The sequence below is a fragment of the Jejubacter calystegiae genome (genome assembly GCF_005671395.1).
GTDB lineage: Bacteria > Pseudomonadota > Gammaproteobacteria > Enterobacterales > Enterobacteriaceae > Jejubacter > Jejubacter calystegiae.
On record NZ_CP040428.1, the window covers coordinates 3840694 to 3856976 of the forward strand.

At 56.5% G+C, this 16283-nt stretch carries 14 protein-coding genes and 2 pseudogenes; 8 read left to right on the forward strand and 8 right to left on the reverse strand.

Translation table 11 applies throughout. From position 1 onward, the window contains the following. Positions 1–29 precede the first annotated feature (29 nt). Entirely contained in the window at positions 30–1112 is a 1083-nt protein-coding gene (locus FEM41_RS17680; protein WP_138097503.1) for a PA2928 family protein, read from the forward strand. Between the two features lie 210 nt (positions 1113–1322). Here FEM41_RS17680 and FEM41_RS17685 read toward each other — a convergent pair whose 3' ends face one another. Then, positions 1323–1547, reverse strand: coding sequence for a DUF465 domain-containing protein (locus FEM41_RS17685; protein WP_138097504.1), 225 nt, complete (start codon positions 1545–1547; stop codon positions 1323–1325). Between the two features lie 224 nt (positions 1548–1771). On the opposite strand from FEM41_RS17685, the gene FEM41_RS17690 reads away from it, so the two are divergent. The 6 genes from FEM41_RS17690 to FEM41_RS17715 all read left to right on the forward strand — a co-directional run bounded on the left by FEM41_RS17690 (position 1772) and on the right by FEM41_RS17715 (position 8175). After that, positions 1772–2206, forward strand: coding sequence for a nucleotide triphosphate diphosphatase NUDT15 (locus FEM41_RS17690; protein WP_138097505.1), 435 nt, complete (start codon positions 1772–1774; stop codon positions 2204–2206). 45 nt (positions 2207–2251) lie between these two features. Further along, positions 2252–2899 carry an oxygen-insensitive NAD(P)H nitroreductase gene (gene nfsB / locus FEM41_RS17695; protein ID WP_241666515.1) on the forward strand — a complete coding sequence of 216 codons (648 nt, stop codon included), beginning with the start codon at positions 2252–2254 and terminating at the stop codon, positions 2897–2899. A gap of 355 nt (positions 2900–3254) precedes the next feature. Further along, the gene (gene ansP / locus FEM41_RS17700) at positions 3255–4757 is read left to right on the forward strand and encodes an L-asparagine permease (RefSeq protein ID WP_138097506.1); all 1503 of its coding nucleotides are present in this window, start codon (positions 3255–3257) and stop codon (positions 4755–4757) included. 409 nt (positions 4758–5166) lie between these two features. Then, positions 5167–5550 carry a RidA family protein gene (locus tag FEM41_RS17705; protein WP_138097507.1) on the forward strand — a complete coding sequence of 128 codons (384 nt, stop codon included), beginning with the start codon at positions 5167–5169 and terminating at the stop codon, positions 5548–5550. 28 nt (positions 5551–5578) lie between these two features. After that, positions 5579–6757 (forward strand): amino acid aminotransferase, encoded by a 1179-nt coding sequence (locus FEM41_RS17710; RefSeq protein ID WP_138097508.1) that lies wholly within the window; start codon positions 5579–5581, stop codon positions 6755–6757. Between the two features lie 14 nt (positions 6758–6771). Next, a complete protein-coding gene (locus tag FEM41_RS17715) occupies positions 6772–8175 on the forward strand; it encodes an amino acid permease (RefSeq protein ID WP_138097509.1) in 1404 nt (467 codons plus the stop codon). A gap of 88 nt (positions 8176–8263) precedes the next feature. On the opposite strand, the gene FEM41_RS17720 is transcribed toward FEM41_RS17715, so the two are convergent. Together FEM41_RS17720 and FEM41_RS24965 are read right to left on the reverse strand one after the other, a co-directional pair. Beyond that, the gene (locus FEM41_RS17720; RefSeq protein ID WP_138097510.1) at positions 8264–9133 is read right to left on the reverse strand and encodes a hypothetical protein; all 870 of its coding nucleotides are present in this window, start codon (positions 9131–9133) and stop codon (positions 8264–8266) included. A 169-nt stretch (positions 9134–9302) separates the two neighbouring features. After that, positions 9303–9443 (reverse strand): annotated as a pseudogene (locus FEM41_RS24965) (short-chain dehydrogenase/reductase); the annotation flags it as partial. An 88-nt stretch (positions 9444–9531) separates the two neighbouring features. On the opposite strand from FEM41_RS24965, the pseudogene FEM41_RS17730 reads away from it, so the two are divergent. Further along, a pseudogene (locus tag FEM41_RS17730) lies at positions 9532–9777 on the forward strand (helix-turn-helix domain-containing protein); the annotation flags it as partial. Positions 9778–9823: 46 nt separating this feature from the next. Here the strand turns inward: FEM41_RS17730 and FEM41_RS17735 are convergent. Genes FEM41_RS17735 through FEM41_RS17755 form a run of 5 tightly spaced genes read right to left on the reverse strand, consistent with a single transcriptional unit; the run spans position 9824 to position 15968 of the window. Then, a complete protein-coding gene (locus FEM41_RS17735; protein ID WP_138097511.1) occupies positions 9824–11548 on the reverse strand; it encodes an acetyl/propionyl/methylcrotonyl-CoA carboxylase subunit alpha in 1725 nt (574 codons plus the stop codon). Further along, a complete protein-coding gene (locus FEM41_RS17740) occupies positions 11541–13127 on the reverse strand; it encodes a 5-oxoprolinase subunit B/C family protein (RefSeq protein WP_138097512.1) in 1587 nt (528 codons plus the stop codon). Before FEM41_RS17740 ends, FEM41_RS17735 begins: the two co-directional genes overlap by 8 nt. Further along, on the reverse strand, positions 13128–13937 hold the full coding sequence (locus tag FEM41_RS17745; protein ID WP_138097513.1) for a putative hydro-lyase: 810 nt from the start codon (positions 13935–13937) through the stop codon (positions 13128–13130). It lies immediately after the preceding gene. A 4-nt stretch (positions 13938–13941) separates the two neighbouring features. After that, the gene (locus tag FEM41_RS17750) at positions 13942–14709 is read right to left on the reverse strand and encodes a LamB/YcsF family protein (RefSeq protein WP_138097514.1); all 768 of its coding nucleotides are present in this window, start codon (positions 14707–14709) and stop codon (positions 13942–13944) included. A gap of 14 nt (positions 14710–14723) precedes the next feature. After that, positions 14724–15968, reverse strand: coding sequence for an NRAMP family divalent metal transporter (locus FEM41_RS17755; protein ID WP_138097515.1), 1245 nt, complete (start codon positions 15966–15968; stop codon positions 14724–14726). Between the last annotated feature and the right edge of the window lie 315 nt (positions 15969–16283).

A 16283-nucleotide genomic window follows, 5' to 3' on the forward strand; every position in this document is an offset into this window, starting at 1 on the left:
AAAAGCATCACCTGCGAAAGGATATCAGAATGAACGCAATCTATAATCACTGGCGACTGTCTGGCTGGCTGACGCATGATATTTTTGTTATTGCCGTCGCCATTGTATTTATCGCCCTCTGCGGCTTTTTGTTATATTCACTGATTAAAAGACGCAGTACCAGACGCCTGAAGCCATATCTGTTTATTCTGGTTATCTATGGATTAATTGTTAATTTTATCGGGATGACATTTTTTGGCATGTTCCGGTCGGTCACCCTTGAAGGCAAGAGCCAGCTATTTTTTTCGCACAAAAACCACAGTTTCACATCGATTGAACGCACCGTTATTCCCAATGGGCAATCCAATGGAATTAGCACCAGTACCTCGATGTTTGAACTGATTTCGGTGAACAGCGATACCGGCGAACGAATCTGGAGTAAGCGAATGGGCTGGCGCAACTACCTGATTGGCCAGACTGATCGGTATCTTATTTTAAATGATGCCGATGATGACGCGCTCTTTTTATTAGATAGCACGACTGGCGCCATGCGCTTTTCGCAAGCAGATCTGGTGAAAAAAATCCCTGCACTCTCAGAGGTTCTGAGTCCGGACTTCCCTGACTATCGCTTTGTTGATCGTCGCCTTTATATACACGGTTTAGACAACCGTTATTATCGACTGGATTTAGAAAACTGGACGCTGACCGAAGACGCCCAAATCATGACGATTTTCCAGCAGCACAGGGCACCTGCATGGATAATCTCTGCCAGCGACAACCGGGTCGGGCAACCCATCTCAGATCAAGAGTTAACCGAAGCGCTTCGTCTCCTGGGTGAACAATTAATCAATCCGGTGTTACTCGGAAAGAAGCAGGCGCATCAGTATTATGTCCTGGCCTATAAAAAGCGTCGCGGCCCTCAGGCCTCAATAGGTTTATATGATGTGGAGAAGCAAAAGTATTTATGGCAAACCGCGGTGACCCTGACGGAAGACGGTGTTCCGATAAATGCTTATCAGATGGACGACGCTCTGTATGTCAAAGCTGCACGCTATTTGTTTAAGCTGGATACCAATACCGGCAGGAAAATCTATCAGTTTGATTATCGATGGAATCGGGTCGTGGATCGGTGACACAAAAAAGGCCCTTAACCGGGCCTCAGGTTGATGACAAAGAGGGAAAAAACGGGGTTTTTCCCTCCTTGTGGTTATCAGCCGAAAATCAATGAATTGATTTTCCTTGTTTATTTTTCTGGTGATTCTGGCCGAACGCGTTCGGCCCAGGTTTGTCATCAGTCTCAGGCCCTTAACCGGGCCTGTTAATCCATTACCGGGGGCATTCAGTTATGCCTGCCCCGCTTCAGCCTCCTTTAGCATTTGCCAGAGCGTCTCCTTCAACTTCAGCTTCTCCTTTTTCATGGTGGCAACCTGCTCGCAGTATCCGCTACCGTCCGGCTGTTCCAGCCGGGAAATCTCGTGGTCCAGCGCGTTATGCTTATCGAACAGGGAGCGAAAACGCGGGTTGCTCTCTTTCAGTTCGCTGATGAGCTCGCGGTATTCTGGAAACATGGCATAACTCCTTGTGGTGGGGGAAACCCTACTGATTTCAGGGGTAACACGTTCATTCACGGCTGTCATCCCCGCAAGCGCGTTCTGTGCAGGGGATCAAGAAGCGGTCTGACGCCGCTTACCCTCTCCTGACGAGCGCGCTATGATTGACAGGATTACCCTGCCTTAGCCTCCGCCGCGCCCCTGTGCCACAATAGACGCCCTGATCCCCTACGGAGTACCCCATGAATCAGCCACTGATTGGCGTTGGCGTAATAATTCTACGCCACGATAAAATCCTACTGGGTCGGCGCCAGGGCAGCCATGGCGCGGGCAGTTGGTCCGCACCCGGCGGCCATCTGGAATTCGGTGAAACGCCAGAAGAGTGTGCCCGGCGCGAAGTACTGGAAGAGACCGGGATCCACCTGGAAAACATCCGCCGTGGCCCCTGGGCGAATGTTATGTTCCAGGAAGCGCAAAAGCACTATATCACCCTGTTTATGCTGGCCACCGCTCCCCACGGCGAGCCCCAAAGGCTGGAGCCGGATAAGTGCGACGGCTGGCAGTGGTTTGCGCCGGATTCCCTGCCTGGGCCGCTGTTCGCGCCGGTGGAAACTCTGTTGCAGGAGTACCCACTGGCGGACCTGATGCGGCACGCAACGGATAGCACGCCCGGGTAATTTGCTTTACATTGAGCGTTTTGGTTAAACAGAAACTGGACGTTAATGATGGATATTGAAAAACTGGTTCGCACCCGTTACACCAGCAAAGCCTATGACGGCAGCCGCAAGCTAAGCGAAGAGCAGCGTCAGGAGCTGCTGGATCTGCTGCGTTTTAGCCCCTCCTCCGTTAATTCCCAGCCCTGGCACTTCTTCGTTATCGAATCCGACGAAGCAAAGGCCCGGGTACTGCCGGCGTTTGGCGAAGCCAATGCCCGGAAGGTGCAGGACGCAGCCCTGGTGGTAGTTTTCACCATCCGTAAAGAGATGAGCGAAGATCATCTGCACGCCCTGCTGGCTCAGGAAGAGCGCGACGGACGCTTTGAAAGCGATGATCTGAAGGCCGGTCAGGACAAAGGCCGCCGCTACTTCGTTAACCTGAATAGCGGCTCGGTGGAACAGCAGCGTAACTGGATGGCGCGCCAGGCCTATCTGTCACTCGGTTTTCTGCTGCTGGGCGCCGCCGGTATGGGGCTGGATGCCACCCCCATCGAAGGCTTTACCCCGGAAAAAATGGACCAGTTGCTGAGTCTGGAAGACCAGGGTCTGCAAAGCGTGGTAGTGGCAACCGTCGGTTACCGCAGCGAACAGGACTTTAACGCGGCACTACCCAAGTCGCGTCTGGCCCAGGACCAGGTTATCACCCTGCTGTAATCCTCCAGAGGCCGCCCCGGCGCGGCCTTTCACATCCTGACACCATTCATCTCCGTCTGTTTATTTCTGCTATATCAGCATGACCCACTATAAAAACCGCCTTAATCCAGTGGTATTGACTGACGCACATCTCATTTTTGTTAAAAACAGCAGTATTATGTTAACCGTTGGTATCGGAGTTTTGCGTCACTGCGCAATACCGGGTAGCATTCTTCGCCGTAATTCAGCCCGTTGTAAAACATAACCACAAAACGGGTGGTTCGCCTCTGTGTTTTTAGTTGTAAATGCAATCGTTTACGGTACTTGCAGGGCGCACTCCAGCGCGGCTGCTTCAGACAGGATCCAGAGAAATTGTATGAAATCGACAAAGCATCAGTCAGACGATCATCACGCGGCCAAACGACGCTGGCTTAACGCCCAGGATTCGGGCTATCGTCGCGCCATGGACAACCGGCACGTACAGATGATCGCCATTGGCGGCGCCATCGGTACCGGCCTGTTTCTGGGTGCCGGCGCACGCCTGCAGGCGGCAGGCCCGGCGCTGGCATTAATCTATCTGGTTTGTGGGATCTTCTCGTTCTTTATTTTGCGCGCCCTGGGGGAACTGGTATTACATCGCCCTTCCAGCGGAAACTTCGTCTCTTATGCCCGTGAATTTCTTGGCGAAAAGGCCTCCTACGTGGCGGGCTGGATGTACTTCGTTAACTGGGCGATGACCGGCATTGTCGATATCACCGCCGTGGCGCTCTATATGCACTACTGGGGCGCTTTTGGCGACGTTCCCCAGTGGGTCTTTGCCCTTGGAGCGCTGGTTATCGTCGGCACCATGAATATGGTGGGCGTGCGCTGGTTTGCGGAAATGGAGTTCTGGTTCGCCCTGATTAAAGTTCTGGCTATTGTACTGTTCCTGGTGGTTGGCGTGGTGTTCCTTGGCACCGGCAAAGTCCTGGACGGAAACACCACCGGCCTGCATCTGATTACCGACAACGGCGGCTTGTTCCCTCACGGATTACTCCCGGCCCTGGTGCTGATACAAGGGGTGGTCTTTGCCTTTGCATCGATCGAACTGGTAGGTACCGCCGCAGGCGAATGTCGCGATCCGGAACGTATGGTGCCTAAGGCGATTAATAGCGTTATCTGGCGTATCGGCCTGTTTTATGTGGGCTCGGTGCTGCTGCTGGTTCTGCTGCTGCCCTGGAACGCCTATCAGGCCGGCCAGAGCCCGTTCGTGACCTTTTTTGCCAAACTGGGGATTCCCTATATTGGCGATATCATGAATATCGTGGTGCTGACCGCCGCTCTTTCCAGCCTGAATTCGGGGCTTTACTCCACCGGACGTATTCTGCGTTCAATGTCTATGGGCGGCTCGGCGCCGGCATTTATGTCGAAGATGAGCCGTCAGCATGTCCCCTGGGCCGGTATTCTGGCGACCCTCGGGATTTACGTGCTGGGGGTATTTCTGAACTACCTGATTCCGTCACGGGTGTTCGAGGTAGTGCTGAACATCGCTTCGCTCGGCATTATCTCTTCCTGGGCCTTTATTATGGTTTGCCAGTTGCGGCTGCGTAAGGCGATTAAAGAGGGTAAAGCGGCAGATATCAGCTTTAGGCTGCCCGGCGCCCCCTTTACCTCATGGCTGACGCTGCTGTTCCTGCTGGCAGTGCTGGTGCTGATGGCCTGCGACTACCCGAACGGGACCTGGACTATCGCCTCGATCCCGCTGCTGGCGATTGTGCTGACCTTTGGCTGGTTCCGGGTTCGCAAACGGGTTCATACGATTGCCAGTACTGCGCCGCAGCAGCCGAATGATGTAAAAAATAATGCACGGCTGGTTGAAGCGGATGAACCTACGCGCTAGTTTCGGCTAAGTTTTTTATCACAACAACGCCTGAGTCGCTAATACGACTCAGGCTTTTTTATATACCATTCCCGAAAATTAAAGTTTAATTACACCTGAAAATAACACCCGTATATAGCAAGGTTTTTTTGCTCAAAATAGATCCAATGGTTTCATTGATGAAACCGTCGTTCACTTAATCGCCAAGCCATAACCATCTGAATAATAATATAATAATATATTTCAATTTATTTAAAAACTAATTCTGTGCGCTATGTTTAATTTCGTTTTTGACAGAATAAATAGCGCCTGTTATCCATTAATCAGCCAATAACGAATGAAACACTGTCTTATATATGAAACCGCTGATGGTGGTCTCAAAATAATCTATTTCACGGATAACCGTTTTCCTTTTTTAATGGAGCTAATCATGACGCGTGAAGTTCTCCCGGCGCCGCTGCCGGATCCTGCCCAACCATTTTCCTGGATTACCCGCGGTGCCGGCCTGCTGTTTACCGGTCATGGCCCGGTACGAGCCGATGGAACGCTTGAGACTGGCAGCAGCGAAAAACAGATCGCCCTGACCCTGAGTAACCTGCGAGACACGCTACAAGCCGCGGGCAGCAACTGCGATCGCGTACTGCAAATGACGGTCTGGCTATGCCGGGTAGAGGACGTTCCGCTACTCGATCGCCTGTACCGCCAATTCTTCAGCGCTCCCTGGCCCAATCGCGCCACCGTTATCGTCGAACGTCTGGTCGCAGACGGTATGAATATCGAAATCGCCGCCACCGCACTGGCGGGAGAGCAGTAATCCATTACACAACCCTCAAGGAGCTCCCATGTTTAGTTCAATCGGCCCTTCCAGACCGGATCCTATTATGAGTCTGATGGAGCAATATCTGGCTGATGACTGCCCGCATAAGGTCAATCTGGGAATTGGTCTTTACTATGACGGCGAAGGCACTCTGCCGCTGTTGAACAGCGTGCATGAAGCCCAGCAGCGTCTGATGACCCAGGAACGTCCTCATAGCTATCCGCCCATCGAAGGTCAGGCGCAGTTTCGCGAGGCGGTACAGCGCCTGATTTTCGGCCATTCAGCGCAGCAGACGGCACTGACGACCCTCCAGACATTAGGCGGTTCCGGCGCGCTACGGCTGGGAGCAGAGCTGTTACGGCAGCTGGGCGTATGCCGAATTCATTTACCGGATCCCACCTGGCCTAACCACCTGGCGATATTCTCTGTAGCCGGATTAACGCCGGAAAGTTACCCCTGGTACGACAACGCCAACGGTGAGCTGCTGATCGATGCGCTTCTGGATCGCCTGGCGACGTTGCCGGAAGGAAGCGTGGTTCTGCTCCATCCCGCCTGCCATAACCCTACCGGCATGGATCCCTCACCGGATCAGTGGCGCAGCATTCTGGATACGGTGGAACGTCGCCGACTGCTGCCCTTTTTCGATGCCGCCTATCAGGGATTCGGCGCCGGAATCGAACAGGATATCGCGCCGGTGCGCCAGGCCCTGGAGCGCGGTTTGCCATTTCTGCTAAGCCACTCATTGTCAAAAAATATGGCGCTATACGGCCAGCGCGTCGGAAGCCTGAGCCTCCACTGCCCGGATGTGGCCGCCATCAACGTACTCGGCACGCTGAAAGGGCTGGTACGCAGCAGCTATTCCTGTCCGCCAACTTTTGGCAGCGACATTGCCGCCACTGTACTAAACGACGCCGCGCTGCATCAGTGCTGGCGGGATGAAACTGAAGCCATGCGCCTGCGAATTCTCGCCATGCGTCAGCGACTGGCGACTGAGCTAAACGCCAACGGCGCCGGACTGGATATCGGGCGGATTACGCGCCAGCGTGGCATGTTCAGCTATACCGGATTGAGCGAGCAGCAGGTCGATACGTTGCGTCAGGATTTCTCTATCTACCTGGTCAATCCCGGCCGTATATGCGTACCTGGACTGACGGAGCGCAACGTCGATTATGTCGCGGCATCCATCGCCAGCGTCACTCGCTAACCCGGAGGCACACCATGAAACAGGCAGCGCGTTTTGAGGAGATCGCCCGCCGTCAGCAGGGCCTGAAACAGCAACTCAGCGCCGGGCAGATGTCGATGCTGGCTATCGGCGGCGCCATCGGTACCGGCCTCTTTCTGGGCAGCAGTTATGCCATCCAGATGGCGGGCCCGTCGGTGCTGTTAAGCTACTTTGTCGGCGGCGTTATCGCGCTGCTGCTGATGGGATCGCTGGCGGAAATGACCTGCCAGCACCCCACCTCCGGATCTTTTGGCGACTATGCCGAATTTTATCTCGGGCCGATGTGGGGGTTTCTGATTCGTTACGCCTACTGGTCGTGCATCGTTCTGGCGGTGGGAACGGAAATCACCGCAGTGGGGATGTATATGCAGTACTGGTTCCCCGATTCGCCGCTGGTGATGTGGATGCTGCTGTTTTCTGCGCTGATCGTCGGCATCAACGTGCTGGGGATCGGTATCTTCGGCCATGTAGAGTATGCGCTCTCCGCCGTTAAAATTATCGCTATCGTCGCCTTTATTTTGCTGGCAGGGGCGATTCTACTGTTCGGGCATAATCCACAGTTTGGCCTGCATCACTATACCGATGATGGTTTTATGCCTTTCGGCCTGCGTGGAATGTGGTTCGCGGTAATTGTTTCTATTTTCAGCTATATGAGCATTGAGATGATCGCCGTGGCCGCTGGCGAGGCGAAAGAGCCGGTGAAAGCCGTGCGCCAGGCATTTCGCGGCACGCTTATTCGGCTCTGCCTGTTCTATTTTCTTTCTATCGCATTAATGCTGGCAATTGTTCCCTGGCAGCATTCCGCAGACCGCGGCAGTCCGTTTTTGATCGTGATGCAATTGATTAAGCTACCGTTCGCCAGCGGCATTTTTAACTTTATCGTACTTATCGCCGCCCTGTCGGCCATGAACAGCCAGCTCTATATCACCACCCGCATGCTATTTTCGCTGGCCCGCGCCGGCCAGGCACCACAGCGTTTCGGCCGCCTGAACAAACGCGGCGTGCCGTTAAACGCCATCGCCCTTTCCAGCCTGGGGATTTTCGTATCGGTGATTCTTTCCGTCGTCTGGCCCCACAGCGCCTTTGTGGTCATGATGTCGATTGCGGTCTACGGCGCCTGTTTCACCTGGATGATGATTTTCATTACGCATTTGCGTTTTCGCCGCCATCACCAGCCGGATCAACTGACGTTCAGACTCTGGGGTTACCCGTGGACACCCTGGCTGGGGGCAGGATTGATGCTGGCAATCCTGCTCTCAACGCCTTTCACCGGTTTTTTCCGGCTGACCCTGGCCTTTGGCATCCCCTTCACTCTGTTGCTGATGCTGGCATGGGGAGTGCGGCGTCGCTGGCAGACTCGCCAACCACTAAGCGAAATGGTAGAGAAAGCGCCGGGATAATGTCTGGTTCCTGTATGGATGGCGATGAAGGGAAGCCTTAAATGATGCAGGCGCTGCTCGTTAGCGCCTGTCAGATACCGAACCCTGACTAAACCGGGATCAGCTCCAGTTGATTTATCAGAGAAGCCACTTCCTCTTCATTGTGATAAACCCGTACCTGGCTGTTCGTTAATCCCCCTTCTGGCCCCCCTGGAGTTATTTCTACGCTAAATCTTAGTACGTTACTGGCGCTCATTAACTTGTTGGCCGAAAGTTTGATATCCCGTATGCAAAGTCGCATACCGGCACCGTACTTTTCCCTGACCAGTTCGCCGGTAATTTGAAATGCCGTTTGGGCGATAATCGCCACCGGCCAGCAGGGATAGCCATAAAAGTGTCCGGCGCACTGCTGTGGCGTCAGTGGCCCTGCCACTGCGTTAACGCTATTCGCCGTAAACGTCAGATCGTGATAAGAGATTGGGGTTTGATAAGGTGAATCGGGTGGAATAATATCATCAGGATTCGCATAGTGTTTAAAGTTACGCTTAAACAGCGGCGGAGTAATTATCGTATATTCGCAGACTAATTCTGCAACCGGCGTTTTTCCCCACGCGCTGGCGGCAATTTTCAGACTTCGTTTATCCATATCCAATACCCGGGCGCTGGCATACAGCGTTTCTCCCTTTGTAGGTTGATCTGCACTGCGGGTCAAATGCGCCCTGGTCGCCAGATAGTAACCTTCTGGTCCATTGTGCAGTGCCACGGCCGAACAACTCCCCAGGATGGCCAGATGTCTGCCCAGCTCGCCCGCGGTAATGGCGCCGATTTCATAAACCAGCGGCTGTTCGGCCGTAAAACGCCCCATGACCTGCTCATCATCCTGCCAGAGATGTTGAAAGGCAAAGTAAGGCTTCTGCACATTAATACGTTGCGATATCTCGTTAATATCAAGTGAATGACTCCGGGAATGCATACTCATACTTTACCAACCCCTTAATATCTGGCAATCAATAAGCTAAACCGAACTCAATGAATAATTATTGGATGCCTCTGGGGTATTAAAACCATTTTCGGATAAAAGCTACATCCCTGTAAGATCTGGTTTCCCGAAACATTGATTTAAAATAATGCGTTGGCGCCACAATATATTAAATATCCGTCGAGCGCGTCACCTTTTCCCACCGGTCAATCTCATCGTTCCGCGCCGACAGTTTTTCGCGTACCAGTCCAGGCGCATCGCTTCCCAGTAACAGATGCTGCGGTGGATTATCGCTTGCGATAATAGCCAGCTACCGGGCTGGCGCTCCAGCTCGAACGTTATCCGGCTTCCGGGCGACAGGAGATGGCGCAGAGTATGATGTCCAGTCCGATGGATAACGCACTGCGCTGGCGATGCGGGGTAAATTTGGCAAAATCGGTAAGGCGCTGCGTTATATCCATGACCACTTTGCAGAGCCTCTCTGCCTGTCGTCGTTGGCCGGTGAAGCCGGAATGAGTATTCCGACGTTTCACACTCACTTCAAAGCCATTACCCGAACCTCCCCCATACAGTATGTAAAATCGACGCGCCTGCATCAGGCGCGTCTGTTGATGGTTCGTCAGGGGATGACGGCGGAAGCCGCCTGCCTTTGCCGGGTCAGATTATGTGTCATCGCACTAAGCCGGGGGATCAGCGAATCATCCCCAGCGCGGCCTCTGCCGCCAGAACCTCTCCCGGGCGAACGCTTTGCTGTAACTTTCCGGCGCAGGGCGCGAGCACCGAAACTTCCATCTTCATGGCTTCCATCACGGCCACGGTTTCGCCTTCCGCCACCTGCTGCCCCTCTTGTGCCACCCAACTGTGCAGCACGCCAGCCACCGGAGCGCTGACCTGATTATCCGCAGTCCCAGGCTCATTACCACCGACGACAGGCTGCGCCGTTGGGGCCGCGGCCAGCAGCCCGGCGGGCAGGCCCAGTTGCAGGCGACGTCCGTCCACCTCTATCCATGCCCGGGTCAGTGGCTGTTCGCGGCCCGGGAATGGCCGAACCTGCGCTTCCAGGCTTTCCGCGAAGTCGGTTTCTATCCAGCGGGTGTGCACCCGGAAGGTATTAATAAAATCGTCGGAAGCCAGCACCGCCCGATGGAACGGCAGCATTGAAGCAACCCCTTCGATGGCAAACTCCGCCAGCGCCCTGCGCGCCCGTGCAATGGCCTGTTCGCGGGTGGCGCCGGTGACGATAAGCTTGGCCATCAGCGAGTCATAGTGGCCTGGAATGGTAGAGCCACTCTCCACGCCGCTGTCCAGACGAATGCCCGGACCAGAGGGTGGCGCAAAGCGGGTTATCGCGCCAGGCACCGGCAGGAAGCCGCGCCCGGGGTCCTCCGCGTTAATACGAAACTCAATGGCATGACCGCGCGGCGCTGGCGTTTCCGTCAGGCTCAGGGGCAGCCCTTCGGCCACCCGTAGCTGTTCGATAACCAGATCGATACCGGTAGTCTCTTCCGTGACCGGGTGCTCCACCTGAAGCCGGGTATTAACCTCAAGAAACGAGATACGCCCATCGCGACTCAGCAGGAATTCCACCGTACCTGCCCCCACATAACCCGCCTGGCGGCAGATATCCCGGGCCGCAGTGTGAATGCGCTCGCGCTGCTCTTCGCTGATAAACGGCGCCGGGGCCTCCTCAACCAGTTTCTGATTACGACGCTGTAGCGAACAGTCGCGGGTGCCCAACACCAGTACCTGACCGTGGCTGTCGGCGATGATCTGGGCTTCGATATGACGGGGGCTATCCAGATACTGTTCGACAAAACATTCGCCGCGGCCAAAGGCCGCTTCGGCCTCACGCACCGCCGAATAATAAAGCTCCGCCACCTCGTCGAGGCGCCAGGCCACTTTCAGACCGCGCCCGCCGCCGCCAAAGGCCGCTTTAATCGCTACCGGTAAACCGTGCTCACGGGCGAACGCTTCCACTTCGCGGGCGTCAGCCACCGGATCCGCGGTGCCTTTCACCAGCGGCGCCCCGGCCTGGAGCGCAATTTTACGGGCCTGCACTTTATCGCCCAGTTGTTCGATGGTCTGCGGATTCGGACCAATCCAGAGCAGCCCTGCGTCGATAACCGCCCGGGCGAAGTCAGCGCGCTCGGAAAGGAAACCGTAGCCGGGGTGTACCATGGTGGCGCCGCAGCGGCGCGCCACATCCAGCAATTTATCGATATTAAGGTAGCTTTCCGTGGCGCTACAGCCTGGCAGCGCCCAGGCTTCATCGGCCATTCTGGCGTGTAGCGCATCGGCATCCGGATCGGCATAAACCGCCACCGAGGCCACGCCGTAGTCCCGGCAGGCGCGAATAATACGGACCGCGATCTCGCCGCGGTTAGCAATTAAGACTTTATGACGTGGTTCAGTCATGGTTTCCCTCTGGTTCCTGAAACGGCGCAATGGCCCGGAAGCGAATGGTGGCGCCGGGCGGGATCTGCCCGGCAAGATCGAGGTGATAGTCGGCAACGGCACCGATAACCGGATAGCCGCCGGTCAGGGGACGATCGTTCAGAAACAGCACCGGCTGACCGCTGGCGGGAATCTGAATGGCGCCGCTGCATACCCCTTCGCTGGGCAGCTCCTGAGTGATACTGCGCTCTAACGGCTGAGCGCCTGCCAGACGCAGGCCGATACGGTTCGACTGATCCGTTACCTGCCATAGCTGGTCGGTCAGACGGGCCTGAGAACGGGCGGTAAACCAGTCGCTGCGCGGGCCGGGAATAAAATCAAGAGTGACAACGTCACCTTTTATCGGCAGTGTGACGGAGGCCGTCTCCGTCTGTTCGACCGCCTGACACGGCAGCCCGGCATGATGCAGGCGATCTCCGGGCTTCAGCGGCGGCGGTCCCACCTGGGCCAGGGTATCGAAGGCGCAACTGTGAAGAACTGGCGCAACGGCAAAACCGCCGCGCAGCGCCAGATAGCTGCGAACGCCGCTGGCGGGCGCGCCCAAGCGAATCTCTTCCCCGACTTCCAGCGCCAGAGGCTGTTCGACGGCCGCCTGAAAGCGCTGGCCGTCAGCACTGCGAATCTCTACCGGACAGGGTGCGCCGGTCACCGCCACCACCTGTGGGCTCAGGGCTCTGGCCCGCAGGCCGCCCTGGGTGATTTCAATAACGGCGCTGCCCCAGGGGTTGCCCACAAGGCGATTAGCCCGGCGTAGCGCGCCGCGATCGAGCGCGCCGGACGGTGAAATACCCAGCCGGGCCTGGCCCGCGCGCCCTTCATCCTGATACAGCGCCTGCAAACCGCTGGCGAGTATCTCAAGGGCCTGCGGCGCGCTGCTCGCTTCGGGCTCTGGCGGCGCTATCTCTGCCGCTACGGTAATCGTGGCGCCCTGCCGTGATTCATCCACAAAACGCACCCGGGCGCCCGGCGTTAACAGCGCCGGAGGTTCGCGGCCCAGATCCCACATGCTGAGCGGCGTATCGCCAATCAGCTGCCAGCCGCCGGGGCTGGCCTGAGGATAGATACCGCTGAACTCCCCGGCCAGCGCCACCGAGCCTGCCGGAATGCGGGTGCGCGGCGTGGTGCGACGCGGCACGTTAAAACCGGCGTCGGAAACCATATAGGCAAACCCCGGCGCAAAACCGGTAAAGGCGACCTGCCATTCGTGGTCACTGTGACGGGCGATAAGCTGTTGCACGCTCAGGCCGAGCAGCTCTGCGGCTTCCGGCAGATCTTCGCCGCGATAGCGTACCGGGATAATCACTTCCGGCCCCTGCGGGCCCCGGGAAGAATTCAGGGAAAGCCGACCGATGATCTGCGCCAGCGCGCTGGCCGTGGTTTCGCCCGGCGTAAAGCGAATCAGCAGGGTTCGGGCCGCCGGGATAGTTTCTTCCACACCGCTGAGCGGTGCCGCTTCCAGCGCGGCATGCAGCGCCAGGGTCTGTTCCAGACTGGCCAGCTCAACCAGAAAGCTGTTGCTATTAACGGGTAAAAAACGCACTTAGCCCTCCTGCCAGGCGCTGTCGGGCACATCGGTAATAAACATATGGCCCGGCGCGTGGCTGATGGCAAAAGGCACCCCGGATTTCATCACCGCGGCCTGTGGCGTGACGCCGCAGGCCCAGAATACCGGCACTTCCCCCTCTTCAATGCGAACCGGATCGCCAAAATCCGGCTGCATCAGATCGGCAATCCCCAGACTGTGTGGATCGCCGACATGAACCGGCGCACCGTGTACCGCCGGGAAACGGCCGCTGATAGTGACCGCGTCCGGTATCCGGTGCGCCGCGACGGGACGCATGGAGACCACCAGTTCCCCCTGTAATCGCCCTGCCGGGCGGCACAGGCGGTTGGTGCGGTACATCGGCACGTTGCAATTGTCGGTAATATGGCGGATATCGATACCCGCTTCACGCATCGGCGTTTCAAAGGTAAAGCTACAGCCAATCAGGAAGGTCACCAGATCCGGATGTTCTGCCCAGATGGCGGTGGCATCGGTGATTTCATCCGCCAGTTCGCCCTGGCGCCATATCCGGTAGCGCGGAATATCGGTACGCAGATCCGCCCCTTCCGCCAGTACGGTGCGATAGCTACCGGCCTCGCACACGTCCAGCACCGGACAGCTGCGCGGATTGCGCTGGGCATACAGCAGAAAATCGAAGGCCCAGTCCCGCGGTAGCGAAATCATATTGCACTGGGTCATTCCCGGGGCCATGCCCGCAGTCGGGCGGTCAAAACCGTTACGAATGGTGTCACGAGCGGCGCGCGCCTGGGCAATTGCGGCCTCGCTGGCCTTGATATACGGATTCATAAATTCACCTCGCCGCTCTAAAGGAACGAATGGCGATGCCGTTGTGTTCCAGGGTGGCGCGAATCTGGCGCGCCATCTCAATGGCCCCCGGACTATCGCCGTGTACGCAGATGGAGTCCGCTTCAATACGGGTGAATTCGCCTTCCACCGACTCGACGCCGCCCTCGTTAATCAGTTTCAGCATGCGCTGTGCGACCTGTTCCGGGTCATGCAGTACAGCCCCCGCTTCGCGGCGCGATACCAGGGTGCCGTCGGCGTGATAGGCGCGATCGGCGAAGGCTTCTGCCACCACTTTAAGCCCCTGCTCCCGGGCCAGACTGACCAGCGGCGAACCGGCTAACGCCACCAGAATCAGCGATGGCTCTACCGCTTTAATGGCGGCAATCACTGCCAGCGCCTGGCGCCGGTCATGAGCAATGGTGTTATAGAGCGCGCCATGGGGTTTTACATAGCTCACCACGCAGCCCGCAGCGCGAGCCAGCCCCTGCAAGGCGCCAATCTGGTAGATAACGTCTGCGGTCAGTTCATCGCTGGCGATATCCATCGCCCGACGACCGAAGCCCACCAGGTCCGGATAGGCCACATGGGCCCCTACCGCTACGCCGTTACTGCGCGCGGCTGAAAGCGTCTCCAGAATGCCCGCGGGAGAGCCCGCGTGAAAGCCGCAGGCGACGTTAGCGCTGCTGACAACAGGCAGAATGGCCGCATCGTCGCCCATCCGCCACTGGCCAAAGCTTTCGCCCAGGTCGCTGTTTAAATCAATGCATTTCATCCGGCTTTGTCCTCTCAGACTACGTTCAGATAATTAAAGATCGCGCCAACCGACATCACACCCATATACCAGGTGAGCAGGCAGATAATCAGTCCCAGCCACAGCAGCCAGCGCGGATAATGATAACCTTCCATCAGATCGGCACGGCGCCAACCCACCCACAGAAAGATGGTTAAGCCAATCGGCAGCACCAGGCCGTTAAAGCCACCGGCAAAGACCAGCAGTGCCGCGGGCGCAGTGCCCAGCATCAGATAAACCACCAGAGAGACGGTAATAAAGATAATGGTGGCGATATTACGCTGGCGGTCGGTCATGGTCGGGCGGAAAACGGTGAGGAACGACACCGAGGTATAGGCCGCGCCAATCACGCTGGTGATGGCCGCCGCCCACAGAATACAGCCGAAGATACGCAGCCCCAGGGTTCCCGCAGCGTGCTGGAAGGCCTGAGAAGCCGGGTTAGCGCTGTGCCCTGCTACGTCCAGAGTCACACCGCTGGCCACCACGCCAAGAATGGCCAGAAACAGCACGTAGCGCATAATACCAACCACCACAATGCCTTTGGTGGCGGCGGATGAGACTTCACGGATATGCTCAGGCCCCACGGCGCCTTTATCCAGCAGTCGATGAGCGCCAGCGTAACTGATGTAACCGCCTACGGTACCGCCAACAATGGTGGTAATGGTGGCGAAATCGATACGATCGGGCATCACGCTCTGGCGCAACGCCTCGCCCAGCGGTGGCTGGGAAACGAAAGCGACATAGAGCGTTAGCGCAATCATTACCAGCCCCAGCACCACCATCATCCTGTCGATAGCCACACCGGCCCGGCGCGAAGAGAAAATATAAATCGCAATGCCGGCGCTTAACAGTCCGCCCCATTTGGGATCCAGCCCCAGCAGCGCATTCAGCCCCAACCCGCCACCGGCGATATTGCCGATATTAAAGACCAGGCCGCCAAACACCACCAGCACCGACAGCAGATAGCCGCTGCCCGGTAGCGCAATATTCGCAATCTCCGAGGCGCGTTTACGGGTCAGCGTCACCACCCGCCAGATATTTTGCTGCACCACATAGTCGATAACGATAGACGCCAGGATCCCAAAAGCGAAGGCGGCGCCCATGGTGGCAGTAAAGGTAGCGGTCTGAGTAATAAACCCGGGACCGATTGCCGAGGTGGCCATTAAGAAGATTGCTGCGATTAGCGACGATCGGCGCTTACGTACGAAGGTCTTTTTGTTTTCCGCTTCCAGAGCAGCCATGCTGTCACTCCCCATTGTGATGTTAACCCTTTGTCTGTCAGGCAATTTTCAGGCCATTGTTGGAACAAATTTTGTAATTGTTAAGTTAATGTGTTTGCATTGTTGAACAATAAACTACGTAGTGATGAATAAACCGGCAATACCCGATCGCAAAGCCAGCAACGGAATCGAGAAGTCGATCACTCTTTTTGATCAGACATTTAACTCAACGCCCCGTTTTTGTGCATAGCAATGCAGTTTTGCCCCCAAATGGTGCATATTACGCACCGCTCGGGTGCCTTGCCGCTGGTGTGTTAAATATGTGAAGATTGCTAA